At 64.5% G+C, this 25,206-nt stretch carries 24 protein-coding genes and 1 pseudogene; 22 read left to right on the forward strand and 3 right to left on the reverse strand.

The features are described from left to right. Positions 1 to 20: 20 nt before the first annotated feature. Both BSY239_RS13735 and BSY239_RS13740 read right to left on the reverse strand, forming a co-directional pair. On the reverse strand, positions 21 to 821 hold the full coding sequence (locus BSY239_RS13735) for an enoyl-CoA hydratase/isomerase family protein (protein ID WP_069048988.1): 801 nt from the start codon (positions 819 to 821) through the stop codon (positions 21 to 23). A 59-nt stretch (positions 822 to 880) separates the two neighbouring features. Next, a complete protein-coding gene (locus BSY239_RS13740; RefSeq protein WP_069047305.1) occupies positions 881 to 2,059 on the reverse strand; it encodes an acyl-CoA dehydrogenase family protein in 1,179 nt (392 codons plus the stop codon). A gap of 341 nt (positions 2,060 to 2,400) precedes the next feature. Between BSY239_RS13740 and BSY239_RS13745 the strand changes: the two genes are divergently transcribed. From BSY239_RS13745 to BSY239_RS13835, 19 genes are all read left to right on the forward strand, one after another. After that, on the forward strand, positions 2,401 to 2,643 hold the full coding sequence (locus BSY239_RS13745) for a hypothetical protein (protein ID WP_156775483.1): 243 nt from the start codon (positions 2,401 to 2,403) through the stop codon (positions 2,641 to 2,643). A gap of 71 nt (positions 2,644 to 2,714) precedes the next feature. Continuing rightward, positions 2,715 to 3,899, forward strand: a complete 1,185-nt coding sequence (locus BSY239_RS13750) for a lipid-transfer protein (RefSeq protein ID WP_069047306.1) — start codon at positions 2,715 to 2,717, stop codon at positions 3,897 to 3,899. Positions 3,900 to 3,932: 33 nt separating this feature from the next. Further along, positions 3,933 to 4,376 (forward strand): MaoC family dehydratase N-terminal domain-containing protein, encoded by a 444-nt coding sequence (locus tag BSY239_RS13755; protein WP_069047307.1) that lies wholly within the window; start codon positions 3,933 to 3,935, stop codon positions 4,374 to 4,376. Between the two features lie 10 nt (positions 4,377 to 4,386). Next, complete coding sequence (locus BSY239_RS13760) at positions 4,387 to 4,803, forward strand: MaoC family dehydratase (protein WP_056278336.1); 417 nt, start codon at positions 4,387 to 4,389, stop codon at positions 4,801 to 4,803. Between the two features lie 83 nt (positions 4,804 to 4,886). Beyond that, a complete protein-coding gene (locus tag BSY239_RS13765) occupies positions 4,887 to 5,714 on the forward strand; it encodes an SDR family NAD(P)-dependent oxidoreductase (RefSeq protein WP_056278339.1) in 828 nt (275 codons plus the stop codon). A gap of 29 nt (positions 5,715 to 5,743) precedes the next feature. Continuing rightward, on the forward strand, positions 5,744 to 6,925 hold the full coding sequence (locus tag BSY239_RS13770; RefSeq protein WP_069047308.1) for an acyl-CoA dehydrogenase family protein: 1,182 nt from the start codon (positions 5,744 to 5,746) through the stop codon (positions 6,923 to 6,925). Between the two features lie 8 nt (positions 6,926 to 6,933). Further along, positions 6,934 to 8,076 carry an acyl-CoA dehydrogenase family protein gene (locus BSY239_RS13775; RefSeq protein WP_069047309.1) on the forward strand — a complete coding sequence of 381 codons (1,143 nt, stop codon included), beginning with the start codon at positions 6,934 to 6,936 and terminating at the stop codon, positions 8,074 to 8,076. Positions 8,077 to 8,122: 46 nt separating this feature from the next. Then, the gene (locus tag BSY239_RS13780) at positions 8,123 to 9,730 is read left to right on the forward strand and encodes an acyl-CoA carboxylase subunit beta (RefSeq protein ID WP_069047310.1); all 1,608 of its coding nucleotides are present in this window, start codon (positions 8,123 to 8,125) and stop codon (positions 9,728 to 9,730) included. A 23-nt stretch (positions 9,731 to 9,753) separates the two neighbouring features. Next, entirely contained in the window at positions 9,754 to 10,947 is a 1,194-nt protein-coding gene (locus BSY239_RS13785; protein ID WP_069047311.1) for a CaiB/BaiF CoA transferase family protein, read from the forward strand. A gap of 20 nt (positions 10,948 to 10,967) precedes the next feature. Next, on the forward strand, positions 10,968 to 12,128 hold the full coding sequence (locus BSY239_RS13790) for an acyl-CoA dehydrogenase family protein (RefSeq protein ID WP_069048989.1): 1,161 nt from the start codon (positions 10,968 to 10,970) through the stop codon (positions 12,126 to 12,128). An 8-nt stretch (positions 12,129 to 12,136) separates the two neighbouring features. Further along, positions 12,137 to 12,937 carry an enoyl-CoA hydratase/isomerase family protein gene (locus BSY239_RS13795; RefSeq protein WP_236944071.1) on the forward strand — a complete coding sequence of 267 codons (801 nt, stop codon included), beginning with the start codon at positions 12,137 to 12,139 and terminating at the stop codon, positions 12,935 to 12,937. A 1-nt stretch (position 12,938) separates the two neighbouring features. Further along, the gene (locus tag BSY239_RS13800; RefSeq protein ID WP_069047313.1) at positions 12,939 to 14,942 is read left to right on the forward strand and encodes an acetyl/propionyl/methylcrotonyl-CoA carboxylase subunit alpha; all 2,004 of its coding nucleotides are present in this window, start codon (positions 12,939 to 12,941) and stop codon (positions 14,940 to 14,942) included. Between the two features lie 82 nt (positions 14,943 to 15,024). Then, on the forward strand, positions 15,025 to 15,945 hold the full coding sequence (locus BSY239_RS13805; RefSeq protein WP_069047314.1) for an MBL fold metallo-hydrolase: 921 nt from the start codon (positions 15,025 to 15,027) through the stop codon (positions 15,943 to 15,945). 92 nt (positions 15,946 to 16,037) lie between these two features. After that, positions 16,038 to 16,826, forward strand: coding sequence for an enoyl-CoA hydratase/isomerase family protein (locus tag BSY239_RS13810; RefSeq protein ID WP_069047315.1), 789 nt, complete (start codon positions 16,038 to 16,040; stop codon positions 16,824 to 16,826). Between the two features lie 20 nt (positions 16,827 to 16,846). Continuing rightward, positions 16,847 to 17,497, forward strand: coding sequence for a carbonate dehydratase (can, locus tag BSY239_RS13815; protein ID WP_034694598.1), 651 nt, complete (start codon positions 16,847 to 16,849; stop codon positions 17,495 to 17,497). A 33-nt stretch (positions 17,498 to 17,530) separates the two neighbouring features. After that, complete coding sequence (locus BSY239_RS13820; RefSeq protein ID WP_069047316.1) at positions 17,531 to 18,955, forward strand: MmgE/PrpD family protein; 1,425 nt, start codon at positions 17,531 to 17,533, stop codon at positions 18,953 to 18,955. After that, positions 18,955 to 20,124 (forward strand): acyl-CoA dehydrogenase family protein, encoded by a 1,170-nt coding sequence (locus BSY239_RS13825; protein WP_172823114.1) that lies wholly within the window; start codon positions 18,955 to 18,957, stop codon positions 20,122 to 20,124. The genes BSY239_RS13820 and BSY239_RS13825 overlap by 1 nt, the downstream gene beginning before the upstream one ends. Before the next feature lie 60 nt (positions 20,125 to 20,184). Next, positions 20,185 to 21,354: an acyl-CoA dehydrogenase family protein gene (locus tag BSY239_RS13830; protein ID WP_069048990.1), complete on the forward strand. Its 1,170-nt coding sequence runs from the start codon at positions 20,185 to 20,187 to the stop codon at positions 21,352 to 21,354. A gap of 15 nt (positions 21,355 to 21,369) precedes the next feature. Next, on the forward strand, positions 21,370 to 22,347 hold the full coding sequence (locus BSY239_RS13835; RefSeq protein WP_069047318.1) for an acyl-CoA dehydrogenase family protein: 978 nt from the start codon (positions 21,370 to 21,372) through the stop codon (positions 22,345 to 22,347). Between the two features lie 66 nt (positions 22,348 to 22,413). Here the strand turns inward: BSY239_RS13835 and BSY239_RS13840 are convergent, their stop codons facing one another. Beyond that, positions 22,414 to 23,325 carry a LysR family transcriptional regulator gene (locus BSY239_RS13840; RefSeq protein ID WP_069047319.1) on the reverse strand — a complete coding sequence of 304 codons (912 nt, stop codon included), beginning with the start codon at positions 23,323 to 23,325 and terminating at the stop codon, positions 22,414 to 22,416. 189 nt (positions 23,326 to 23,514) lie between these two features. On the opposite strand from BSY239_RS13840, the gene BSY239_RS13845 reads away from it, so the two are divergent. From BSY239_RS13845 to BSY239_RS22710, 3 genes and pseudogenes are all read left to right on the forward strand, one after another. Beyond that, positions 23,515 to 23,754 (forward strand): CDGSH iron-sulfur domain-containing protein, encoded by a 240-nt coding sequence (locus BSY239_RS13845; protein ID WP_069047320.1) that lies wholly within the window; start codon positions 23,515 to 23,517, stop codon positions 23,752 to 23,754. A gap of 78 nt (positions 23,755 to 23,832) precedes the next feature. Then, positions 23,833 to 24,593 (forward strand): annotated as a pseudogene (locus tag BSY239_RS13850) (DODA-type extradiol aromatic ring-opening family dioxygenase). A 340-nt stretch (positions 24,594 to 24,933) separates the two neighbouring features. Next, positions 24,934 to 25,179, forward strand: coding sequence for a luciferase domain-containing protein (locus tag BSY239_RS22710; RefSeq protein WP_083239971.1), 246 nt, complete (start codon positions 24,934 to 24,936; stop codon positions 25,177 to 25,179). Positions 25,180 to 25,206: the final 27 nt, after the last annotated feature.

Consider the following 25,206-nt stretch of genomic DNA (forward strand, 5'->3'; position numbering starts at 1 on the left):
TCAGAAGAAGCGGTGTGAAATCAGTAGCCCTTGAAATCGGGTGTGCGCTTGCCGACGAAAGCCGCGAGGCCCTCTTGTATGTCGTGCGAATGGCGGTGCGCGTCGAGCACCAGGCGCTCAAGCCGCAGTGCCGAAGCCTGTGGCTGCTCCAGCCCATCGGCCACGGCCTGTTTCATGCGGCGCAGCACCAACGGGCTCTTGCTGGCGATACGCAAGGCGATTTTTTCGACCTCGGACGCCAGCTCGGCATCCGGCACCACACGGTTCACCAGGCCAAGCGGAACCAGTTCGCGCGCGGGCATGGTGTCGCCGGTGAACAGCAGGTATTTGGCGGCGGTGGCGCCGATGCGCCGTGGCAGGATCGCCGCGCCGCCCGCGCCCGGAAACACGCCGAAGTTGGCATGCGCATCGCCGATGCGGGCACTTTCGGCGGCGACGATGAGGTCGCAGGCCATGGCCAATTCCAGCCCGCCGGCCATCGTCAGGCCGTTCAGCGCGGCGATGGTGGGTTTGGGGCAAACGCGCAGCCGATCCATCATGCCGCCGACAAGATCGAGAAACTCGCCCATCGGGTCGCTTGGGCCGGGGTCGCCAGCGCTGCTCTCGAACACACCTTTGAGGTCGGCGCCTGCGCAGAAGGCTCGGCCCGCACCGGTCAGCACGATGACGCGGATGGCCGGGTCACGCTCGCAACGCTCGGTCGCATTGCGCAATTCGGCGCACATTGACTCCGACAGAGCATTCATCGCATCGGGCCGGTTCAGCGTGATCCACGCCACGGCGCCACGTTGCTCAAAGCGGATGGTCAACGAGGGTTGCATCTTCAAGGCCTGCTTGTTTGTGTGGTGGTCAGCTGCGCTTGCCATGCGGGTTTGGGGAATCAACCGCGCAGCAGCTCTTCGGCGATGATCATCTTGCGCACCTCGGATGTGCCTGCACCGATTTCGAGGATCTTGATGCAACGGAACAGCCGGTTGATCTCGGACTCCCAGATGTAGCCGCTACCGCCATGCACTTGTACGGCCTTGTTGAGCACCCGGTTGCAGGCTTCGCCGGCGTAGAGGATGGACGCTGCGGTGAGCTTGTGCACATCGCCGCGGCCTCCGCCGCCCACCTCCAGATCATTGACCTCGGCCAGGGTGCGCCAGACCAGGGTTTTCATGGCTTCAATCTCGGTGTACATCTCGGCCAGCATGGCCTGCACCATCTGGAAGCTGCCGATGGGCTTGCCGAACTGCACGCGCGTCCTGGCGTATTCGACGCTCAATTCGAGTGCACGTTCGCAGATGCCCACGCATAAGCCAGCCACCAGCGCGCGCTCCAGATCGAGCCCGCTCATGACGATTTTGACGCCTTCGTTTTCCTTGCCCACCAGGTTGGCTGCCGGCACGCGGCAGTTATCGAACACCAGTTCGCCGGTCTGGCTGCCGCGAAAACCCATCTTGATGAGTTTTTGAGCCACCTTGAAGCCGGGGAAATTATTCTCGACGATGAAGGCTGAAATGCCCTTGGCACCTAACTCCGGCGCGGTCTTGGCGTAAACCAACAGCACATCCGCCACCGGGCCGTTGGTGATGTAGATCTTGGTGCCGTTGAGGATGTAGTGATCGCCCTCGCGGCGCGCGCTGGTGCGCATGGCGCCCAGCGCATCGGAGCCGGCGCCGGGTTCGGTCAGGCCGAGAGCGCCTATTTTTGTGCCGTTGCACAGATCGGGCAGGTATTGGCGGCGCTGCGCCTCGTTGGCGTTGCGGAAGATGTTGTTGACGCACAGGTTGTCGTGCGCCGCCCAGGACAAGGCGATGGCGGGGTTCCAGCGTGCAAAGGCTTGGCAGATCAGGCCCGAGCTGAACAGGTCCATACCCGCGCCGCCATGCTCGGCAGGCACGGTGGCCCCCATGAAGCCAGCTTTGCCAATTTTCTGGAAGATATCCGACGGCCACCACTCCTCGTCGTCCATGCGGCGCGCGAGTGGCACGAATTCCTTGCGCGCGAACTTGTCGGCGGCTTCGAGCACGGCACGGTCGTCGGCGGAGAGGGCAAAACTGCGAGGCGTGGACATAAAGGATGCCTATCAATGCGTGGGCTGCGGGTCAAGGTGTCACGACGCGCGCCCAAGCTGCGGGGACGAGGTCTCTTTGGGTTTGCGCGAATTTAATGAGGGATTGCCAAACTGTCAAGCGTTAGGTAGGATTCGTTGCAGGCGCTCACCTGAAATGCCAGAGATCTGGAGACTTCGGCCATGGGAGGCGGAATCGGTGCGGATTCATTGGCGGGGGCCGACCTGTTGCTCAAGCAGGTGGTCACCCGTGCCGCATTCACCCGTGACACCTATCGGATCACGCCGCTCGCGGCGCGACCCTTCATCAGTGACAAACGACGCTTCGACCTAAGGAAACAGCCTTGACCCACGAACTCGGGATGAACCTGCTGCGCCGCCAGAACGTGGGCGACAACTTGCGCCGCGCGGTGAAGGCAACCGGAGAAAAACATACGGTCATCTTCGAGTTCTGTCGTGGCCGCCTGCCCGGCTTCGAGGCGCCGAAGCGGATTCACTTCCGCAGCTCGCTGCCAATCAGTGCGGCCAACAAGATCCTCAAGAAGGACCTCAAAACCGAGTATGCCAACGCGGACAAGGGCGGCTGAGGCCGTCGGCCTCCCAGTGTCCGAGTCCAAAACGTTTCGATCGAAACATTTCAACCCAAGGTGTCAGTGCGATGAACCAGAAAGTTATTGTTGCCGGTGTGGGCATGATCCCGTTCACCAAACCGGGCGCCAGCGAGCCCTATCACGTGATGGGAGAAAAGGCGGTGCGCCAGGCCATGGCCGATGCGCGCGTCGAATACCCCATGATCCAGCAAGCCTATGTGGGCTATGTGTATGGCGATTCCACCTGCGGCCAGCGGGCGCTCTACCCGGTGGGCATGAGTGGCATCCCCATCGTCAACGTCAACAACAATTGCTCCACCGGCTCGTCGGCGCTGTTCCTGGCGCGCCAGGCAATTCAAAGCGGTGCCGCCGAGTGCGTGCTGGCCCTGGGCTTCGAGCAGATGGCCGCCGGTGCCATCAAGGCCCAGTTCGAGGACAGGCCAACGCCGTTCGAGGAGTTTGACCGGGCCACCGCCGAGCTCGTCGGGCACCCGGAAATTCCGCTGGCCCTTCGTTACTTCGGCGGCGCCGGCAAGGCGCACATGGACAAGTACGGCACCCAACTGTCGACCTTTGCCAGCATTCGCGCCAAGGCCAGCCGCCATGCCGCCAACAACCCGCTGGCGCTGTTTCGCAAGGAGGTCTCGGTCGATGACGTGATGAACGCACCGATGCTGTGGGAGGGCGTGATGACCCGCCTGATGGCTTGCCCGCCGACCTGCGGCGCCGCTGCTGCGGTGATTTGCTCCGAAGCCTTCGCCAAAAAGCATGGGCTCGACACCCGCGTGTCGATTACCGCCCAGGCAATGACGACCGATTTCCCCAGCACCTTCGAGTCGCACGACATGATGCGCGTGGTCGGCTTCGACATGGCGCGCGATGCGGCGCAAAAGGTCTACAAGCAGGCCGGCATCGGCCCGCAGGACGTGAGCGTGGTTGAGCTGCACGACTGCTTCGCGCAGAACGAACTGATCACCTACGAGGCGTTGGGCCTGTGCCCGGAGGGCGGCGCCGAGAAATTCGTGCTGGACGGCGACAACACCTATGGCGGCAAGGTGGTGACCAACCCGTCGGGTGGCCTGTTGTCGAAAGGTCATCCGCTGGGCGCGACCGGCCTGGCGCAATGTTTCGAGCTGACCCATCAACTCCGCGGCACGGCGGACAAACGCCAGGTCAAGGGTGCGCGTGTGGCCTTGCAGCACAACCTCGGGCTGGGCGGCGCTTGCGTCGTCACGCTTTACCAGGCCGGCTGAGCTCAGACGCAGCAAACCAGGAACTGAAGTCCCATGATTGACAAACAATTCATCGGTTACGAGGTGCCGCCCACGCTATGGGATGTGGAGAAGGGGCGCATCCGCTTTTTCGCCCAGGTGATCGGTGCCACCGACCCGATCTACTTCGACACGACTGCCGCCAAGGCCGCTGGCTACCGCGACGTCGTGGCGACACCGACTTTCATCTTTGGCGCCGAGAGCGATTCGGGGGTGTTGATGACGTTGCTCGACACGCTCAAGATCGATCTGCGGGAGGTCTTGCACGGTGAGCAGCGCTTCGACTACCACGCCCCGGTGTGCGCTGGCGACACGCTGCGTTTTCAGACCCGGGTCGCCGACATCTACGACAAGAAGGGCGGCGCGCTCGAGTTTGTCGTCAACGACACGAAGGTCACCAATCAACTTGGCGAGCATGTCTCCGACATGCACTCAGTGATCGTCGTGCGCCACGCCTGAAGGAATATTCATGAACGCTCAAGTAAAAATCATGGATGTCGGTGCCGACATGCCCGTGCTGGAATTGCCGCCGATCAGCCGCACCACCCTGGCACTGTTCGCCGGTGCGTCGGGCGACCACAACCCGATCCACATCGACATCGACTTCGCCCACGGTGCGGGGATGAAGGATGTGTTCGCGCACGGCATGCTGTCGATGGCCTACCTCGGGCGCGCGCTCACCGAATGGGTGCCGCAGCGCCAGATCCTCAGCTATGGCGTGCGCTTCGCGGCCCTGACCCATCTCGGCGACCGCGTGCGCTGCACCGGCAAGGTGCTTGAACAGATTGAGCATGCAGGCCGACCCTGCGTGCGCGTTCAAATCAGCGCTACGAAAGCGACAGGCGAAATCACGCTGTCCGGCGAGGCGCTGGTTGCCCTGAACTGAGAGGCTGAGACCGCCGTTTGGCAGCCCGGCTCCTTATTCTTTTCCCTTTCATTTCCTTTTCATCAAAAACAAGGACACACATCATGAAAAAACTCGAAGGCAAAGTGGCCATCGTTTCAGGTTCGGGCCGCGGCATCGGCCGTGCGATCGCCATGAAGTTGGCCATCGAAGGCGCCAAGATCGTGGTCAACGACCTCGACGCAGCTCCAGCAGAGCAGACCGTGGCCGACATCAAGAAGGCAGGCGGCATGGCCGTGGCCTGCGTGGGCAGCGTCACTGCCGGCGATTTTGCTGATCGCTTCGTCAAGACCGCGATTGACAGCTTCGGCGGCCTGGACATCATCATCAACAACGCCGGCTACACCTGGGACAACGTGGTTCAGAAGATGACGGACGAGCAATGGAACGCGATCATCGACGTGCATCTGACCGCGCCGTTCAAAATTTTGCGCGCTGCCGCAGAGTTCATTCGCGTCGCCTCGCGCAAGGAAGCCGAAGCCGGGCAGGAGGTGTTCCGCAAGGTGGTCAACATCTCGTCTATCGCCGGCACCGGCGGCAACGCCGGCCAGGCTAACTACTCAGCGGGCAAGGCCGGCATCATTGGCCTGACCAAGGCGCTCTCCAAGGAGTGGGGGCGTTACAAGGTGAACGTCAACGCCGTCGCTTTTGGCATGATCAAAACGCGGCTGACCGAAGCTTCGGCCAGCGGCGACGCATCCATTGACATCCAGGGCCAAAAGATCAAGGTCGGCGTCAACCCTGATCTGCTGGAAATGATGGAGCGCACCATTCCGCTGGGTCGCGGCGGCACGCCCGAGGAAGCGGCCGGATCGGTCTACCTGCTGTGTATTCCCGAGTCGAACTACGTAAGCGGCCAGACGCTGATCTGCGGCGGCGGCATCTCGATCTAAAGCGCAAGCCGAACGCAGAAAGGCCCACGATGGACATCGATTTCAGCCCGGAAGACATGGCGTTCCAGCAAGAGGTTCGCACTTGGTTCAAAGCCCACACACCGTCCGATCTCAAGCGCAAGACCGTCACCGGGGAAATGCTGCAGAAGAACGACATCGTTCAATGGCAGCGCCGACTCGATGGCCAGGGCTGGCTGGTCACCGGCTGGCCCAAGGAGCATGGGGGGCCGGGCTGGACGCCGACGCAGCGCTATATTTTCGACCTTGAGCGCGCGGCGGCCAGTGCGCCGGTGGGGCTGTCGATGGGCGTCATCATGCTCGGGCCGGTGCTGATTGCCTTCGGCACGCCAGAGCAAAAGGCGCAGTACCTGCCGCGCATCCGTCGCTGCGAGGACTGGTGGTGCCAAGGCTATTCCGAGCCGGGTGCAGGCTCCGACTTGGCCAGCCTGAAGACCACGGCCGTGGCCGATGGCAGCGATTACATCATCAACGGCTCCAAGATCTGGACCACTTATGCGCATTGGGCCACGCACATGTTCTGCCTGGTGCGTACCGCCAACACCGGCAAGAAGCAGGAAGGCATCTCCTTCCTGCTGATCGAGATGGACCGCTCCGGCATCGATGTCAAACCCATTGTCTCGATCGACGGCGAACACCACCTGAACCAGGTGTTTCTCACCGACGTTCGGGTGCCCAGAAAAAACCTGGTCGGTCGCGAAGGCCAGGGTTGGGACATTGCCAAGTACCTGCTCACGCACGAGCGCACCAGCATCGCCGGCGTGGCCGACTGCAAGGCGCATTTAGCCAACTTGTATGCCGCGGCAGGTGAGCGCCGCTCGGGTGGCCAACCGCTGATGGAGGACGCGGCGATGCGGCTCAAGCTGGCGCGCGCCGAGATCGAACTGATGGCGCTCGAACACACCAACTTTCGCGTGCTGGCCGCCACCGCCTCGGGCAAGGCGCCGGGGCCGGAATCCTCGCTGCTCAAGACCATGGGCACGGCGGTGCAACAGACCTTGGCCGAGCTGGGCGTCGAGATCGCCGCCGAGCAAGCCTGGCCCTGGCATGACGGCGGCGAGTTTGGAAGCGGACGCCATGCCCATGCGATGCCGCACTACTGTTTTTCGCGCGCCGCCACGATTTACGGCGGCAGCGACGAGGTGCAAAAGAATGTATTGGCCAAGATGCTGCTGGCCGGCGGCACGCGGTAAGGATCGTCATGAACTTTGATCTCTCCGAAGAACAAAAGATGCTGCGCGACGCGGCACAGAAATTTCTGCGCGCCGAATACCGCTTCGATGCGCGCAACCAGATCGTCGCGTCGGCGTCCGGCATGAGCCACGAGCACTGGCAGCGATTCGGGGAATTCGGCTGGCTTGGGCTCGGACTGCCCGAGGCCGATGGCGGTTTTGGCGGCGGCATGCTCGAGACGATCCAGGTCGCCGAGGCCCTGGGCGCCGCGCTGGTGGTCGAACCCTACCTCGTCAGCGCCGTGCTCGGCGCGCAGGCGGTGGCACGCGCGGGCACCGCGGCGCAGCGCGCGACCTGGCTGCCCGGGCTGGTCTCGGGCCAGCGCATTGTCAGCCTAGCGCACACCGAGGCCGATGCGCGCCACGACCTCGCCCATGTTCACACCAGCGCCATGGCCAAGGGCGGCCGCTGGGTGCTGTCGGGCCGCAAGAGCGGTGTGCTGGGCGCGCCCTGGGCCGACGGCTTTGTTGTGGCCGCCAGAACCTCGGGGACCGTCAGTGAACGCCGGGGAATCAGCTTGTTTCTGGTCGAGGCCCACACGCCGGGGGTGCAGGTGGCGGGCTACAAGGTCTACGACGGCAGTCGGGCTGGTGATCTGCAGCTTGATGCTGTCGTGCTGGGCCCGGACGCATTGCTGGGCATGGAAGGCGAAAGCCTGGGACTGCTCGAGCACCTGGTTGATCTTGGCATTGTTGCCGCCTGCGCCGACGCCCTGGGTGCCATGGGCGCGCTGTTGCGCAAAACTGGCGAATACGTCAGCACGCGCAAACAATTTGACGTGCCGATTGCCAGCTTCCAGGTCATCCAGCACCGGCTGGTCGATATGTTCGCCGCGGTCGAGGCCAGCCGCTCCCTGGTGCTGATGGCGGCCCTGCATGCCGAGCACCCCGACGCGGCCACCCGTTCGCGCGCCGTCTCGGCCGCCAAGGCCGCCATTGGTGAGCGCGCCCGCTTCGTGGCACAGCAAGCGGTGCAGTTGCACGGCGGCGTGGGCATGACCGAGGAGCTGGACATCGGCCATTACTTTCGCCGCCTGACGCTCTTTTGCAACCTGTTGGGCAGCACCGACCACCACCTGCAGCGCTTTGCGACGCTGCGTGCGGTGGCCTGATTGCCTGATGACCGACCCATACCGAGTCACTGGAAGGGCTGCCTAAATGAGCTTGATGACATCCACCGCCACGCCGAACTCGCCCGAATTTCAGCGCAACCGCGAAGCCTATGAGCTGCGCATTGACGACTTGCATGAACGCCGCGCACGTGCCCTGATCGGCGGCCCCGAAAAGGCGCGCCTGCTGCACAAGAAGCGCAAGCAATTGCTGCCGCGCGAGCGCCTGGCTGCCGTACTCGACCCCGGCTCGCCCTTCCTCGAGTTCGGGCAGCTTGCCGGCGACGGCCTGTACGAGGGCGTGCCGCCGGGCGGCAGCATCATCACCGGCGTGGGGCTGGTGTGCGGGCGCGCCTGCATGCTGATGATCCACGATGCCACGGTCAAGGGCGGCACCTACTACGGCATCACCGCTAAAAAGCATGTGCGGGCCCAGATGTTCGCCTGGCAGCACCGGCTGCCGTGCATCACCATGGTCCAGTCGGGCGGCGCCAACCTGCCGGAGCAGGCGCATATTTTCCCCGACGACGGCCAGTTCGGTTCCATTTTCTACAACCAGATCCGCATGTCGGCCGAGGGCATCACCCAGATCGCGACCGTGCACGGGCCGTCTACCGCCGGCGGCGCCTATCTCCCGGCGCTGTGCGACGAGGCGGTGATCGTGCGCAACCAGGGTGCGATGTTCCTCGCCGGGCCCGAGCTGGTGTACGCCGCCACCAAGGAAGAGGTTGACATTGAAACCCTGGGCGGCGGCGAGATGCACAGCCGCATCAGCGGCGTCACTGACCACCTGGCCGAGAACGATGGCCATGCCATCGCCATCGTGCGCGGCATCGTGGCCAACCTCGGTACCGCAGCCAAGCAGCGCTGGGACGTGGTGCCGCCGCTGCCGCCGCGCCATGACCCGCGCGAGATCTACGGCATTGTCAGCGCCGACAACCGGCATCCGACCGACAACCGCGAAGTGCTGCTGCGGTTGATCGACGACAGTGACCTGCAGGAGTTCAAACCCCTGTACGGCGACACCATGATCTGCGGCTTTGCTCGCATCAAGGGCTTTCAGATCGGCATTCTGGCCAACAACGGCGTGATCTTCTCCGAGAGCGCGCTCAAGGGCGCGCACTTCATTGAGTTGTGCTGCCAGCGCGACATTCCGCTGCTGTTCATGGCCGATGTGTCGGGCTTCATGGTCGGCAAAGCCGTGGAGCAGCAGGGCATTGCCAAGCACGGCGCCAAGTTCATGACGGCCATGGCCTCGGCCAACGTGCCGCGCTACACGCTGATCACCGGAGGCTCGTACGCGGCGGCCTACTTGGCGATGTGCGGGCGCCCGTTCAAGCCCAACGTGATGATGATGTGGCCTACCGGCCGCGCCGCGCTGATGGGCCCAGAGCAGGCCGCCACCACCCTGGGCCTGGTGCGCGAGAACATCCACCGGCGCGAGGGCACTAGCTGGAGCGACGAAGAACGCGAGCAATTCAAGCAACCGATACGCGAGCAGTTCGAGAGCTTTTCCAGTCCCTACAACTACGCCTCCAACCTGTGGTGCGACATGGTGATTGACCCGCTGGAAACACGCGACACCATGGCTTTGCTGCTGGAGCTGGCGGGCCGCGTGCCGGCGCGCGACACGCACTTCGGCGTGTTCCGCATGTAATCCTTTGGCCCACCGAATTGAACATGCTCGACGCCATTCTCTCCGGCTGCCGCGTGCTCGACCTGACCCAAAACGTGGCCGGCCCGTTTTGCACCCAGACCCTCGGCGACCTCGGCGCCGAGGTTATCAAGATCGAACGCCCCGGCAGCGGCGACGATGCGCGCCAGTGGAAACCGCCCGAAGTGGCCGGCGTCTCGACCGGCTTCGCGGCGCTGAACCGCAACAAGAAGAGCGTCTGCATCGACCTCGACAGCGCGGCCGGCCAGCAGCTGGTTGCGCGCCTGGCGGCCGGTGCCGACGTGCTGGTGCATTCGCTCAAGCCCGGCAGCGCCGAAGCGCGCGGCCTCGGCGACGAACACCTGCGACCGACCAATCCGCGCCTCGTGTACTGCGCGATCAGCGCCTTCGGCGAGGTCGGCCCGATGCGCGCGCTGCCCGGCTACGACCCGCTGATGCAGGCCTTCACCGGCATCATGAGCGTCAGCGGCCACGAAGGCGACGAGCCGGCGCGCGTCGGCGTGTCGCTGATCGACATGGGCACCGGCATGTGGGCCACGTTGGCGATCCTGGCCGCGCTGCTGCGCCGCGCCAGCACGGGCGCAGGCATGCGCGTGCACGCCAGCCTGCTCGAGACCGGGCTGTCGTGGATGACGGTGCCGGTGGCGAACTACCTGGCCACCCAGCGCCTACCGCGCAAGATGGGTTCGGCCATGGCGATGATGGCGCCCTACGAGCTCTTCGACAGTGCCGACGGCAAGGTCTTCATCGCCGCGGCCAACGACCGGCTGTTCGGCCGCATCTGCAGCGCGCTGGCTTGCCCAGAGCTGGCGCAGGACCCGCGCTTCATCGACATGTCGGCGCGCATCGGCCACCGCGAGGCGCTGCACGACGCGCTGGAAGCGCGCACCCGGCAGCGCAGCACCGCCGACTGCGTGGCGGCGCTGCGCGCGGCCGGTGCGCCCTGCAGCGAGATGCACGACGTGGCCCAGATGCTGGCGCACGAACAGGTGCAAGCGATCGGCATGCTGGGCGCGCTGCCGCTGCCGGGCGCACCGCAACACCAGACGATGGGCCTGCCCATCAGTTCGCAGGGCCGTCGCGGGCGCAGCGGCCCGCCGCCGCCAGTGCTGGGCGGGAACACCGACGAGGTGTTGACGGCACTGGGCCTGCATGCCGATGAACTGGCGGCGCTGCGACAGCAACGCGTCGTCGATTGAATGACAAGGCCGACATCACAATGAACTTCGACTACACCGAGACCCAGGGCCAGATCCGCGCCGCCGTCAAGGAGTTGTGCAAGGGCTTCGGCCCCGAATACTGGCGCCAGTGCGCGCAGGACGGCGCCTATCCGGAAGCCTTCGTCGACGCGATGGCCAAGGCCGGCTGGCTGGCTGCGCTGATTCCCGAGGAATACGGCGGCGCCGGGTTGCCGCTGCTCGACGCCTGCCTGATCCTGCAGGAGATCAACCAGAACGGCGGCAGCGCGGTGCACTGCCATGCGCAGATGTACACGATGGCGTCAATCATGCGCCACGGCTCCGAGGCACAGAAGCGCCGCACGCTGCCGCGCATCGCTGACGGCAGCCTGCGGCTGCAGGCCTTCGGCGTGACCGAGCCCGACGCGGGCTCCAACACGCTGGCGATCAAGACCTTCGCGCGCAAGGTGCCGGGCGGCTACGTCGTCAATGGCCAGAAGATCTGGACCTCGCGCTACAGCCACTCGCACATGTATCTGCTGATCGCGCGCACCACGCCGATCGACGCGGTGAAGAAGAAGACCGATGGCCTGAGCCTGTTCCTGATCGACATCAAGAAGGCGGGCGCGTCGCTCAAGGCCACGCCGATCCGCACGATGATCAATCACCACACCTTCCAGGTCTTCATCGACAACCTCGAACTGAGCGACGACGACCGCATCGGCGAGGAAGGCAAGGGCTTTTACTACCTGCTGGATTCGCTGCATTCCGAGCGGCTGCTGGTGGCCAGCGAGGCCATCGGCGACGGCCACTGGTTCGTCGGCAAGGCCGCGCGCTACGGCAGCGAGCGTGTCGTCTTCGACCGCCCGATCGGCGCCAACCAGGGCGTGCAGTTTCCGATCGCGCGCGCCCACATGAACATCGAGGCCGCCGAACTGATGCGCAACAAAGCCGCGACGCTGTTCGACGCCGGCCTGCCCTGCGGGCGCGAGGCGACCATGGTCAAGTACCTGGCCAGCGAAGCCGCCTGGGAGGCAGCCGAGGCGGCCATGACCACCTTCGGCGGCTATGGCGTGGCCTGCGAGTACGACATCGAGCGCAAATGGAAAGAGAGCCGGCTGTTCCGCACCGCGCCGATCTCCAACAACCTGGTGCTGGCGCAGGTGGCCGAGCATCTGTTGGGTATGCCCCGCTCTTACTGATGGCCCAGATGCACCACGAAACCCTGCTGATCCACCCCGCGCCGGGCACCGCACCGGAGGACGGCATCCGCTGCCTGGTGCTCAACCGCCCCGAGGTGATGAACGCGATGAACACGCAGATGTTCGTCGACCTGCGCAACGCCCTGCACGAACTGGCCTTCGACGACGGCCTGCGTGTGCTGATCATCACCGGCGCCGGTGAACGAGCTTTCTCGGCCGGCGGCGACCTCAAGCAGCGCGACGGCATGACCGACGGTCAATGGCGGCGCCAACACCAGCTCGCCGAAGAGGTGTTGCTGGCGGTCAAGGATTTCCCGCAACCGGTGATCGCCGCCGTCGAAGGCCACGCACATGGCGGCGGCTGCGAACTGGCGTTGATGTGTGACTACATCGTCGCTTCGCGCGCTGCGGTATTTTCGCTGCCCGAGCTGCGGCGCGGCATCATGCCCGGCGGCGGGGGTATCCAGAACCTCGTGCGCGCCATCGGTGCGCGGCGCGCCAAGAAGCTGCTGTTCACCGCGCGCCGCTTCTCGGCCGAAGAAGCCGCCGAATGGGGCATGGTCACCGACCTGGCCGAGCCGGGTACGGCGCTGGCCGCCGCAGTCGCCGACGCGCGCGACATCGTGCTGGCCGCACCGATGGCCACCCACTACGCCAAACTCGCCGCCTCGCGCGGCGGCGAGATTGACTTCCACAGCGGCTACATGCTCGACATCGCCGCCTACAACGTGCTGGTGTCCTCGGCCGACAGGCTGGAGGGCGTGAAGGCCTTCAATGAAAAGCGCCCACCGCGCTGGAGCGGACTCTGACATGTTCAAAAAAATCCTGATCGCCAACCGCGGCGAAATCGCCTGCCGCATTGCACACACCTGCCGGCGCCTCGGTATTGCAGTGGCCGGTGTGCATTCGAGTGCTGATCGCGATGCGCTGCACGTTGACCTGATCGGCGAGTCGATCGAAATCGGTGGGGCAACGCCAGCCGAGAGCTACCTGCGCATCGATGCGGTGATCGATGCGGCCCGGCGGACCGGGTCGCAGGCCATTCATCCTGGTTTTGGCTTTCTGGCCGAAAACGCGGTCTTCGCGCGCACGGTCGAGGCGGCCGGCCTGGTCTTTATCGGCCCGACGCCCGAGGTCATTGAGCGCCTGGGCGACAAGGCGTCGGCCAAGCGCGAGGCGCGCGCCGCTGGCGTGGCCGTGCTCGGCGGCAGCGAGCTGCCCAGCCGCGACGCGGCAGAAGTGGCGGCCACCGTACGCGGCCTGCCACTGCCAGTGATTCTGAAAGCGGCCGCCGGTGGCGGCGGCAAGGGCATGCGGGTGGTGCAGCAATTGGACGGGTTGATGGAGGCCATCGAGGCGGCCATGCGCGAAGCCAAAAGTTCCTTTGGCGACGCGGCGTTGATCGTCGAAGCCTTTGTCGAGCGCGGGCGCCACATCGAGGTGCAGATTGTCGGCGACGGCCATGGCGAAGTGATTCACCTGTTCGAGCGCGAATGCACGTTGCAGCGGCGCCATCAGAAAGTCATCGAAGAGGCTCCAGCGGTGTATCTCGCCCCGGCGCTGCGCGAGGCGATGCTCGGTGACGCGGTGCGCCTGGGGCAGCGACTGCGCTATCGCGGTGTCGGCACGGTGGAATTCATCGTGCAGGGCGACAGTCACCATTTTCTCGAAGTCAACCCGCGGCTGCAAGTTGAGCATCCGGTGACTGAAGAGGTGACTGGTATCGACATTGTGGAGGTCATGCTGCGCATCGCTGCCAACGAGGGATTACCCTTGCGTCAGAGCGAAGTGCAGGTGCGCGGCCACGCGATTGAGGCGCGGGTCTGCGCTGAAGACGCAGCGCAAAATTTCCTGCCATCCACCGGTGAACTGATCGCGGTGCGGTTCCCGACTTCGGGTGTGCGGGTTGAATCGGGGGTGCGGGCCGGCATGGTGGTCACGCCCTACTACGACTCGATGCTGGCCAAGCTGATCGTTCATGCGCCCACGCGCGAGGCTGCGCTGGACCGTCTGAGTGGGGCGCTGGGCGAAACCCAGGTGCACGGCGTCGAAACCAATTGCGCTTTTCTGCAGCGTCTGCTGGCCCTGCCTGCAACGCGGGACGCCAGCTTCCACACCCGTCTGATTGACGAGGTGCTGGCAGAGGGGGGTCAGGGCACGGGTAGCGCGCCGCTGGAGCGGCTGGCTGCAGCGGCGGCCTGGTGGTTGCTCGATGCGCGGCGCAGCAGCAAGCCATTCGGAGCCTGGTCGGCCTTGGACGTGACGGGTTGGCAGATGCACGCTGGCGACGATCGGCTCACGCCGGTTCCGGCGCTGTTGCTGCGCTCGGGAGGAACAACACACGAAGCCCGGTTCGGCGCCGTCTCGCCCGAGTCCGAAGTAACGGTGCAAATCGGCACCGAACGGGTTCGCCTGGCGCTGACCGCCAGCGCCGGGAGCGATTGGCGTTTGCGCATAGGGGATTGTCATGAGGTACTGACCATCGTGCGCAGCGACGATACCGTGTTTGTGCAGAGCGGCGGCACCGCCCACGCCATCGGCGTGACCTCCTACCTCAGCCAGGTCGCCACTGGCCGCCAGGCCAGCGGACAGTTGCGCACGCCGATGATGGGAATGATCCTGAAGACCCATGTGGAGGTTGGCGAGCGGGTACGTGCCGGCGACGTGGTGGCGACGATGGAGTCGATGAAGATGGAGATGCGCATCAACGCCGATCACGATGGCGTGGTGCGCTCGCTGTCGGTGCAGCCCGGGCAGATGGTCGAGCGCGGCCTGGTGGTGGCCGTGGTTGAGTCCGAGGGCGCCGCGGAATGAGCGGCAGCAAATCCAGCATGCGCGCCCCTCTTTGCAAACCTGGTGTTATCCACCGCTCAAAATGACGTGCCCGAGACGGCCCATGACCGGCATCCAACTTCCGAACGGTATTCAGGTTTTTGAGCGCGGCTGGCTGTCCTCGAACAATATTTTGTTCATCGGAGCACAGTCCAGCGCACTCGTTGACAGTGGCTACAGCACGCACGCGGAACTAACGACCGGGCTGGTCAGCGCCGCTTTGCAGCAGGGTCCGCTGGACTTGCTGCTCAACACGCATCTACACAGCGACCACTGCGGCGGCAATGCCGTCCTCCAGGGCAATTACCCAGAACTTCAAACCCTCATTCCGCCAGGCCATGCATCACTTGTCTCGTCATGGGACCCCGTCGCCCTGAACTATGTGCCATCCGGGCAACACTGCCCCCGGTTCAAGTTCGATGGTCTTCTTTTACCTGGCACGGAAATTCAGCTGGCCGACACGGCGTGGCAAATTCATGCGGCGCCGGGCCACGATCCCCATTCAGTCATTCTGTTTGAGCCGCAGTCCCAAACCCTGATCTCGGCAGATGCCTTGTGGGAAAAAGGCTTCGGCGTGGTGTTTCCGGAGCTTGAGGGCGACGCCGCATTCGACGAAGTGGCCGCCACCTTCGACCTGATCGAGCGGCTTGACCCGTGCTGGGTCATTCCTGGCCACGGCCCGGTATTCCGCTACCGCGCCGAGGTGCTGGCCTACGCGCGCGCGCGCCTCAACGCCTTTGTCAAGAGCCCTGACCGACATGCGCACCACGCAGTCAAGGTGTTGCTGAAGTTCAAATTGCTGGATCAGCAGCAACTGCCTTTTGCCGATTTTGTCAACTGGGCCGCCAACACCCGCTACTTCCAGCTCATTCACCAGAGGTTTGTTCCTTCTGTTCCCATCGACCGCTGGATGGAGCAGTTGACGCAAGAGCTTGTGCGTTCAGCAGCCGCACGAAGAGAAGGTGACATGGTCTACAACGCGTGAAATCGGTCACGGAGTGAATCATGCGACGAAGGCGCTGACGAATCAGCGTTCGTATGTGCAGAGCAAGCAATTTTTTAACAGGAGATCAGGATATGAGTGAAGCAGAAACGGTTTTGTACGAAGTGCGCGATGGCATTGCCACCGTGAAGATCAATCGCCCCGAGATGCGTAACGCGCTGTCACCGGCCGCCGCCAACCGGCTGCACGATCTGTGGGGTGAAGTCGATGCCGACAAAAACGTACGCGTGGCAATCCTGACTTCTGCCGACTGCGGCACCTTCTGCGCCGGGCTCGACCTGCGTGAGGCTTCGCGTGTCAAGAAGGAAGAAGGCGTGGACATCCTGACCAAGATGAAGGACCCGTTCCATGGCCGCCAGCGCCGTGTGGCCAAGCCCATCATCGCGGCCATGACCGGGCACCTGATTGCCGGCGGCATGATGCTGAGCCTGAACTCGGATTTGCGCGTCGGCCTCAAGGGCACGCAGGTCGGCATAACCGAAACCCGCATCGCCGGGCGCGGTAGCCCGTGGGCCATTCCCCTGCTGTGGATGCTGCCGCAGCCGCTGCTGATGGAGATGGTGCTGACCGGCGACCTGTATCCGATCGAAACCTTTCATGGGCTCGGTTTCATCAACTACCTGGAAGACACGCCGGATGCCGTGCGCGCTCGCGCCACCGCATTGGCCGAACGCATCCGCGACAACGCGCCGCTGTCGGTGATGGCGGGCAAGGAATCGATCATGACGGCGATGAGCGCCGGCTGCGAGGCCGGTATGGCGCTGGCCCACAACATCTACCGTGCCGCTTACGCCAGCGAGGACGCGCAGGAAGGTCCGCGTGCCTTCGCCGAGAAGCGCAAGCCGGTGTGGAAGGGGCGTTGATGTCGCTCCGTGGAGATGCCATGTCCAGCCTGGCCCCTCTGCTGGAGAACAACCGTGCCTGGTCGGCGCGCTGCGCTGCGGAAGATCCGCAGTACTTCGAGCGGCTGGCGCACCAGCAGATGCCGCGCTACCTGTGGATCGGCTGTTCCGACAGCCGGGTGCCGGCCAACGAAATTCTGGGCCTGCGGCCTGGCGAGGTGTTCGTGCACCGCAACGTCGGCAACCTGGTGGTGCACTCCGATCTGAACTGCCTGACGGTTCTGCAGTATGCGGTCGAGGTGTTGAAGGTCGAGCATGTTCTCGTGGTGGGCCACTACGGCTGCGGCGGCGTGCAGGCGGTGATAGAACAGCGCCGCACCGGTCTGGCCGAGAACTGGCTGCGCCATCTGGAGGACGTGGCGCGCAAACACGCTGATCGGTTCGACGGCATTTCCAGCGTTGACGAGCGCGCTGCGCGGCTTTGCGAGATGAACGTGATCGAGCAGGTCAGCAACGTGTGCCGCACCACCACCCTGCGCCGCGCCTGGGAGTGCGGGCAGCAAGTCGAGGTGCACGGGTTGGTCTACGGCCTGCGCGACGGCTTGCTGCGGCCGGTCGGGGGCAGCGTCAACCGCGGTCAGGACCAGCAGAAGCAATACGCCCAGTCTCTTGCCGCGCTTGGCACACTCTGAGTGATACGAAGAATACAAGTAAGGTTATTCCACATGCCAGCCGACACGACAACCCTCCCTGCCCCCAGCATCGCCGCCCAACTGGCCGCCTTCGCGCACGGCCTGACGCCAGACATGCTGCCCGCAGCCGTAGTCGAACAGGCCAAGCTGCTGATGCTCGACGCACTGGGCATCGCCTTGGCTTCGTCCCAGCACGACTTCGCGCACTGCGCTTACCGCGGCTTGCACGCCCTGGGCGGTGCGGGTGACAGCGCCGTCATGGGTGCCTTTGCCCCCCTGCCGCTGCGCGATGCGGTGCTGATGAATGGCATCCTGGTCCACGGGCTGGATTTCGACGACACCCACCCCGGCGCGATCACCCACCCCAGCGCCAGCGCCTTTCCGCTGGCGCTGGGTCTGGCGGCGCAGCGGCATGCCAGCGGGGCCGAGATGATCATGACCTATGTGCTGGCGATCGAGGTGGCGGCACGTCTGGGTGCAGCGGCCCAGGGGCGCTTCCACGACGTGGGCTTTCACCCGACTGGCCTGGTGGGGGCTTTTGGGTGCGCACTGGCGGCCGGCAAGCTGATGGGACTGGATCAGGCGGGCCTTGAGCACGCGCAAGGCGTGGTGCTGTCGATGGCATCAGGCAGCATGGAATTTCTGAGCGACGGCGCCTGGACCAAGCGCATGCACTCGGGCTGGGCCGGTGTCAGCGGGCTGACCGCCACGGCGTTGGCCGGTGCCGGATTCCGCGGCCCGTCGCAGCCCTATGAAGGCCGCTTTGGTCTGTACGCCAGTCACCTGGCCGCGCGCGGCCTAAACGCCGATTTGTCCTTGTGCGCGCGCGGCCTGGGCGAGCGCTGGGAACTGATGGATGTGGCGGTCAAGTTGTATCCAACCTGCCACTTCACGCACGCCAGCATCGATGCCGCGCTGGCGCTGCGCGCGGCCGGTCTGCGCACTGACGAGATCGCTTCGGTACAGGTGCTGCTGCCGCAAGGGGTGCACCCGGTGGTGTGCGAGCCGGTGGCGGCCAAGCGGCGACCGGCCAACGTCTATGAATCGCAGTTCAGCATTCACCATCTGGTCGCGCTGGCCCTGCTGCGCGGCGAGCTGGGGCTGGCCGAACTGGATGCCGCCAACCTGAGCGACCCGCAGGTGCAGGCGCTGGCTGACCGCATCGAACACGCGGCCGACCCCGATGCCGATTACCCCACCTTCTTTTCCGGCGAGCTGCGCGTGCGCACGCACGATGGGCGCGAGCTGCGCCACCGCGAGGCCGCGCACCGCGGCGCGCCGGGGCGCCCCATCACGGCCGCTGACATCGAAGCCAAATTCATGGGCAATGCGCTACTGACCTTGCCGCGCGAGCAGGCGCTACGCCTGCTCGACGCGCTGCTGACGGCCGACCGCGCCCCAGATGCCGCCGTCCTGGCGCAGAGCCTGACCCATTCCAACACTTCCGGAACCCTCTGATGACGACCAGCCAGTCCGTGGCCTTTGATGCCGAAAAAGAAAATATGGTGCTCGACGCCGTCGAACGCTTTGTGGACCGCGAGATCAAGCCGGTGGCGCAGCGGCTCGAGCATGCCGACGAATGGCCGGCCGACATTGTGGCCGGCATGCGCGAGATGGGCCTGTTCGGCTGCATCATCCGCGAGGAGTACGGCGGCCTGGGCCTGTCGGCCAGCACCTATGCCAAGGTGGTGGAGCGCATCGCGCGGGTCTGGATGTCGGTGTCGGGCATCATCAACTCGCACCTCATAATGGCCGCCTGCGTGCAGCGCAACGGCACCGAGGCGCAGCGCCAGCATTTTTTGCCGCGCTTTGCCAGCGGCGAACTGCGCGGCGGGTTGGCACTGACCGAGCCCGATTGCGGCACCGACTTGCAGGCGGTGCGCACGGTGGCGCGCCGCGACGGCGACCATTACGTCATCAACGGCACCAAGACCTGGATATCCAACGGCATCCATGGCCAGGTCTTTGCCGTGCTGGTCAAGACCGACCCCGAAGCGCAACCGCGCCATCGCGGCATGAGCCTGTTCATCTGCGAGAAGGGCCCGGGCTTCACGTCCACCAAGAAGCTGGAAAAGCTCGGCTACAAGGGCATCGACAGCGCCGAGCTGGTGTTCGACAACTTTCGCGTGCCGGCCGCCAACTTGGCCGGTGGCGTGGAGGGACAGGGTTTCAAGCACGTGATGGGCGGACTGGAACTTGGGCGCATCAATGTGGCTGCGCGCGGCGTGGGTGTGGCGCGCGCCTGCCTGGAGGAGTCGGTAGCCTATGCCCAACTGCGTCGCACCTTCGGCAAGCCGATCTGCGAACACCAGGCGATCCAACTCAAGCTGGCCGACATGGCCACCCGGGCGGAGGCGGCGCGTCTGCTGGTTGAACAGGCCGCGCGGGCTTATGACGCCGGCCAGCGTTGCGACATGGAAGCCGGCATGGCCAAGCTGTTCGCCAGCGAGGCGGCGGTCGAGAACTCGATGGAGGCCTTGCGCATCCACGGGGCTTATGGCTACTCGAAGGAAATGAATGTCGAGCGCTACTACCGCGATGCGCCGCTGCTGTGCATCGGCGAGGGCACCAACGAATTGCAGCGCCTGATCATTTCCGCCCAGTTGGTGGAGCGCAGCCCGATCTGATGTATCGCCTGGGGCGGCGCCTCAACTCGGCGGTGAATGAACCCCTCGGAGGAAAATTTCTTGAACAACCTGCTGTCCGCTTTCCGGTTCGCCGCCCTGCCCGCCGGGACGAATTCATTTCGCGCCGAGGTGAAGGCCTTTCTCCAATCCAGCTTTGAGCCAATGCCCGCCGACATCCGGGCCCGTTCATGGATGGGTTTCAATGCCGCTTTCAGCAAGAAGCTGGCCGCACGGGGCTGGGTCGGCGTGACCTTGCCGGCGCAATACGGTGGCGCCAGCCTGGACGCCTTCTCGCGCTTCGTGCTGGTGGAAGAACTGCTGGCCGCCGGCGCCCCGGTTTCCGCGCACTGGATCGCCGACCGCCAGAGCGGGCCCTTGATCCTCAAGTTCGGCACGGAGGCGCAACGCCAGTTCTACCTGCCGAAAATCTGCGCCGCCGAGGCGTTTTTCTGCATCGGCATGAGTGAGCCCAATGCCGGCTCCGACCTCGCCAGCGTCGGCACGCGTGCCACGCGCTGCCAAATTGACGGTTCAAGCGGCTGGCGGCTGAACGGCCGCAAGATATGGACCACCAACGCGCAGCACTGCCACTACATGATCGCGCTGGTGCGCTCGTCGGGCGAGCCGCAGGACCGGCAAAAAGGCTTGTCGCAGTTCATTGTCGATCTGGCATTGCCCGGCGTGACGATGCGCCCGATCCGTGACCTGGCGGGTGATGCACATTTTTCCGAAGTGTTCTTCGACAACGTGCTGCTGACCGACGACGCGCTGATCGGCCATGAAGGCAGCGGCTGGGCGCAAGTCAATGCCGAACTGGCCTTCGAGCGCAGCGGCCCGGAGCGGGTGTACTCCAGCATCGTGCTGCTGGAGCACTGGATCACCTGCCTGCGCAAGACACCGGCGGTCTCGGTCCATGCCGCCACCATCGGGCGTTTCGCCACGCACCTGGCCACGCTGCGCAACATGTCGATCGCCGTCACAGCCAAGCTCGTCAACGGGGAAAGCCCGTTGGTCGAAGCGGCCCTGGTCAAGGACATTGGCACCGAATTCGAGCAGAGCATTCCCTCTGTGATCGAAGCCGCCCTCGCCATGGACCCGGACGCCCTGGTCGATGCCGAGTTGTACCGCGCCGTGGCTTATGTGAGCCAGATGGCGCCCACCTATTCCCTGCGCGGCGGCACGCGCGAGATCCTGCGCGGCATGATCGCGCGCGGTCTGGGTCTGCGCTGAAAAAGAAAGCATTCCATGTTTGCACAAGCGATTGAAGATATCCTCCAGGACCAGTGCACGCCCGCCGTGGTGCGCGCGATTGAAGCGGGCGGCTCGCCGCTTAAGCTGTGGCAGGCGCTGCAAGGTGCCGGCTTCCACGAACTGCTGGCGTCCGAGGACGCTGGCGGTGCCGGCCTCCCGCTGGCCGATCTGTTCCCGATACTGTGCAGCTTCGGCCGCTACACGGTGCCGGTGCCGGTGGCGCAGACAATTGTGGCGCGAACGCTGCTGGGGTCGCAGTTTGCGATGCCCAGCGGCATGATTACGCTGGGCGCTGCGTTGCGGCGCGAGGCCGGTGGCGCTATCGTGTGCTCATTCACACCTTACGGCATGCTGGCGGATTTCGTGCTGGCCCAAGATGGTGATGCCTTGTTGCTGCTGCATTGCGCAGCGGCGCAGCGTGAAGCAAGCGGCGTGCACGGGAGCCTGACGGCCACCCTGCGCTGGTCCGATGCGCGCGTCGCGACGCACGTGCCCGGCGCTGGCCCGCTGCTGCCGACGTTCGCGGCGGCCTTGCACGCCGCCCTGCTCAGCGGGGCCATGACCCGTGTGTTCGAAATGACATTGAAACACTGCAATGACCGCATCCAGTTCGGCAAAACCCTGGGCAAGTTCCAGGCGGTGCAGCACCAGTTGAGCGTCATGGCCGAACATGTGGCTGCTGCCTCGATGGCAGCCGAAGCGGCCTTCCACACCGACGCTGCGGCACCGTCCCTGCTCGCCGCAGCGATGGCCAAGTCCCGCACTAGTGAGGCGGCGGTTCTGGTCGCCTCCATCGCGCATGCACTGCACGGCGCTATCGGTATTGCGGAAGAATACGACCTGCAATTGCTGACCCGGCGCCTGCACGAGTGGCGCATGGCGCATGGCTCGGAGGCGCACTGGAATGTGTTGATCGGCCAGCGCGTGCTTGCTGCCGATGTGTCCATCGTTGATTTTGTGCGGTCTGTTTAGCCGCCGCTTTTGTGCCCACGATCAGCGGCGAAGTGATCGACACCCGGGGCTTGCAACAGTTTAGGTTCATCGATCCGGCTGTTGCGCTAACGACTTGCCCCCGCCAAGCGCTTCACTGAAGAAGTCGATGAAGGTTCTCAGCTTGGGTGTCACGTACTGCCGATTCGTGTAAACCGCATACAGCGTGAAAGGGGGCACCGTGTAGGTCGGCAGCACGCGCGCGAGGCAGCCCGCGGCCAGATCGTCGTCGACCGTCCATTCGGGGAGAAACGCCATGCCCATGCTGGCGTGCATCGGGTGATAGGTGAGCGTGCTGTCGTCCGAGCGCATCACCGCATTCAGCTTGATCCGCGCCTTGCCGGCAGGTCCCTGCATTTCGAGGCCATCGAGGTTCACGTAGTTGGGTACCACGGCGCTGCACCTGGCCAGATCGGAGGGTCTGCGCGGAGAGCCTTCGCGCTTCAGGTAAGCCGGGGTTGCGACCAGGTGGAACTGCACGGGACAAATCGGCCGTGCAATCAGCGCCGGGGACAGTTCGCGCGTGGCGCGCAGCGCGAGGTCGTAGCCGTCGGCGACCAGGTCGATCTTGCGGTTCTCCAGTCGCATGTCGACCAGCACCTCCGAATAGGTGTTGCGGTAGGCCGCCAGTACGCTGGCGAAATGCCGGTTTGCACACCAGACGGGCGCGCTGATTTTCAACTGTCCGCGTGGTGCCTGCGCGCTTTGCCGAAGCGCCGCTTCGGCAGCCTGCAGCGTGTCGAGCGCCTCGCGGCATTGTGCGTAGTACATCGCGCCGGCCTCCGTCAGGCTGAGCTTGCGGCTGGTCCTGTGCAGCAACCTCGCACCGAGGTCTCGTTCGAGCTGGGCGACATGCTTGCTGGCCATCGGAGCGGACATGGTGAAGCGCGCCGCGGCGCGGGAAAAGCTGCCAGCCTCGACCACTTCCCTGAAAACGCGAAGGCTGCTCAGACGATCCATTTATGGTTTCTTGTGAGGAAATGATGTGTTGATAACACAGCTATTGATTAACCAAAATTAAACATTAAGCTATTCCTCATGGTCAGTCGGGTAGACATCCAGTCTCAAAGAGGCTGCCCATCAGCCGCGCTTTCGTTGATGCCTTCAACCAATGCCGTATCACTTCGTAATCATCCTCAGGAGCTCAACATGAGTAAGCGGCATATCGCCGCCACCACGCCGTTCGCAATCGACGTGGAAAAAGGCAAGGACTACTACTGGTGTGCCTGCGGTCTCAGCAAATCGCAGCCGTTCTGCGACGGCAGCCACAAGGGCGGCGAGTTCGTGCCGACCAAGTACAGCGCCGACGAAAGCAAGACTGTCTATTTTTGCGGCTGCAAGCAAAGCAAGAACGGCGCGCTTTGCGACGGCACGCATAAAGCTCTGTAAGAGCGGACCATGCCCGTGACAACGGAGCCATTGCCGACCTACTTCATCTCGCACGGCGGCGGACCCTGGCCATACATGATGGCGCAGTCCAACGGCATGTACGACCGTCTGGCGCAGTCCCTGCGGGATATGCCACGCCAGCTCGGCGCCCAACCGAAGGCCGTGCTCGTGATCTCCGCCCATTGGGAGGAGCGCGAGTTCACACCGTGATGGCCGCCGAACGGCCGCCCATGGTTTACGACTACTCTGGCTTCCCCGAACATACCTACCATGTCCATTACCCGGCACCGGGCCTGCCAGCGCTGGCCGAGCAGGTGCGGCAGTTGATCCAGAGCGCAAGGTTCTCGGCGCTGCTTGATGCCCAGCGCGGTTTTGACCACGGCAGCTTCGCGCCGCTGGTGGTGATGTACCCGCTGGCCGATGTGCCGGTCGTGCAACTGTCACTGCGCGCGGGCTATGACCCGGCTGAGCATTTGGCCGTCGGCCGTGCCCTGGCGCCGCTGCGCGAGCAGGGCGTGCTGATCGTCGGCAGCGGCCTGAGCTACCACAACCTGCGCCGCATGGGGCCGTCCGCCGCGGTGCCGTCAAAGCAATTCGACGACTGGCTGCAGCAGACCTTGGTCACCACCGAGCCGCACCAGCGTGCGCAGCGGCTGATCGACTGGCAAGACGCGCCGGCCGCCCACGTGGCCCATCCGCAAGAAGACCATCTGCTGCCCCTGATGGTGGCGGTGGGTGCCGCCGGGCATGATGAAGCCGTGTGCGTGTACCACGAGGAAGGTTTCTTTGGCGGCGTCACCGTCTCCGGCTTCAGGTTCGGCCAGGAAGGCGGGGTCTGAGTGGCGGTGGCTTGCTGGGCCGGTAGGCGCCTGTCGCCGAGGGGGGGTTCCTGTAACCCACGCGGCAGGTGTGCAGCGACAAACGATGAAGCGCGAAGACGGAGAACCGCATGACAAGTTATCTCTGCCATCAGCGCCGTGGCGCTCGCCCGCGGACGACGCCAAGCAATCCGCATACGCAGCTTGAACAGAATGCGCCGGTAGAACTGCAAGAGCTGGTTTTCGAGAGGGGGCAGTCCCTGGGCGGCGTGGAAGTTGGTCCGAGCCAGGTGTCTGTTCCCGGAGCGCGCGCCTTTTATTTTATTTACCGCGATGCGGATGCCAGTCCTTCGGCGCCTTCATGTTCGGCAAGGAGTTTGCCCACATCCACCCGCCCAGTGACGGCAGTCTGCACATGACCTTGCCGCCCGAGATCGTTCCCCAGGTCATCGAAAACGGCTGGGCGGAGTTGCATCCGCTGGCGGGTCAATATGGCCTGCCCGGGAACATCGTGATGGTCTATGGGCCGCGTGACGACGAGGAACTGCAGGTTGTTTGCGATTTGCTGACGGCGTCGCATACTGCGGCGACATCGTCAGAGGCGTGAAAAATCCGGGGCCACATCCTGCCCGTC

Source organism: Hydrogenophaga sp. RAC07 (assembly GCF_001713375.1).
Lineage (GTDB): Bacteria > Pseudomonadota > Gammaproteobacteria > Burkholderiales > Burkholderiaceae_C > Hydrogenophaga.

What these genes read in the sequence shown, in the direction of transcription:
- BSY239_RS13735 (WP_069048988.1), bottom strand. Translation starts at nt 821, where the DNA reads ATGCAACCCTCGTTGACCATCCGCTTTGAGCAACGTGGCGCCGTGGCG.
- BSY239_RS13740 (WP_069047305.1), bottom strand. Translation starts at nt 2,059, where the DNA reads ATGTCCACGCCTCGCAGTTTTGCCCTCTCCGCCGACGACCGTGCCGTG.
- BSY239_RS13750 (WP_069047306.1), top strand. Translation starts at nt 2,715, where the DNA reads ATGAACCAGAAAGTTATTGTTGCCGGTGTGGGCATGATCCCGTTCACC.
- BSY239_RS13755 (WP_069047307.1), top strand. Translation starts at nt 3,933, where the DNA reads ATGATTGACAAACAATTCATCGGTTACGAGGTGCCGCCCACGCTATGG.
- BSY239_RS13760 (WP_056278336.1), top strand. Translation starts at nt 4,387, where the DNA reads ATGAACGCTCAAGTAAAAATCATGGATGTCGGTGCCGACATGCCCGTG.
- BSY239_RS13765 (WP_056278339.1), top strand. Translation starts at nt 4,887, where the DNA reads ATGAAAAAACTCGAAGGCAAAGTGGCCATCGTTTCAGGTTCGGGCCGC.
- BSY239_RS13770 (WP_069047308.1), top strand. Translation starts at nt 5,744, where the DNA reads ATGGACATCGATTTCAGCCCGGAAGACATGGCGTTCCAGCAAGAGGTT.
- BSY239_RS13775 (WP_069047309.1), top strand. Translation starts at nt 6,934, where the DNA reads ATGAACTTTGATCTCTCCGAAGAACAAAAGATGCTGCGCGACGCGGCA.
- BSY239_RS13780 (WP_069047310.1), top strand. Translation starts at nt 8,123, where the DNA reads ATGAGCTTGATGACATCCACCGCCACGCCGAACTCGCCCGAATTTCAG.
- BSY239_RS13785 (WP_069047311.1), top strand. Translation starts at nt 9,754, where the DNA reads ATGCTCGACGCCATTCTCTCCGGCTGCCGCGTGCTCGACCTGACCCAA.
- BSY239_RS13790 (WP_069048989.1), top strand. Translation starts at nt 10,968, where the DNA reads ATGAACTTCGACTACACCGAGACCCAGGGCCAGATCCGCGCCGCCGTC.
- BSY239_RS13795 (WP_236944071.1), top strand. Translation starts at nt 12,137, where the DNA reads ATGCACCACGAAACCCTGCTGATCCACCCCGCGCCGGGCACCGCACCG.
- BSY239_RS13800 (WP_069047313.1), top strand. Translation starts at nt 12,939, where the DNA reads ATGTTCAAAAAAATCCTGATCGCCAACCGCGGCGAAATCGCCTGCCGC.
- BSY239_RS13805 (WP_069047314.1), top strand. Translation starts at nt 15,025, where the DNA reads ATGACCGGCATCCAACTTCCGAACGGTATTCAGGTTTTTGAGCGCGGC.
- BSY239_RS13810 (WP_069047315.1), top strand. Translation starts at nt 16,038, where the DNA reads ATGAGTGAAGCAGAAACGGTTTTGTACGAAGTGCGCGATGGCATTGCC.
- can (WP_034694598.1), top strand. Translation starts at nt 16,847, where the DNA reads ATGTCCAGCCTGGCCCCTCTGCTGGAGAACAACCGTGCCTGGTCGGCG.
- BSY239_RS13820 (WP_069047316.1), top strand. Translation starts at nt 17,531, where the DNA reads ATGCCAGCCGACACGACAACCCTCCCTGCCCCCAGCATCGCCGCCCAA.
- BSY239_RS13825 (WP_172823114.1), top strand. Translation starts at nt 18,955, where the DNA reads ATGACGACCAGCCAGTCCGTGGCCTTTGATGCCGAAAAAGAAAATATG.
- BSY239_RS13835 (WP_069047318.1), top strand. Translation starts at nt 21,370, where the DNA reads ATGTTTGCACAAGCGATTGAAGATATCCTCCAGGACCAGTGCACGCCC.
- BSY239_RS13840 (WP_069047319.1), bottom strand. Translation starts at nt 23,325, where the DNA reads ATGGATCGTCTGAGCAGCCTTCGCGTTTTCAGGGAAGTGGTCGAGGCT.
- BSY239_RS13845 (WP_069047320.1), top strand. Translation starts at nt 23,515, where the DNA reads ATGAGTAAGCGGCATATCGCCGCCACCACGCCGTTCGCAATCGACGTG.
- BSY239_RS22710 (WP_083239971.1), top strand. Translation starts at nt 24,934, where the DNA reads ATGTTCGGCAAGGAGTTTGCCCACATCCACCCGCCCAGTGACGGCAGT.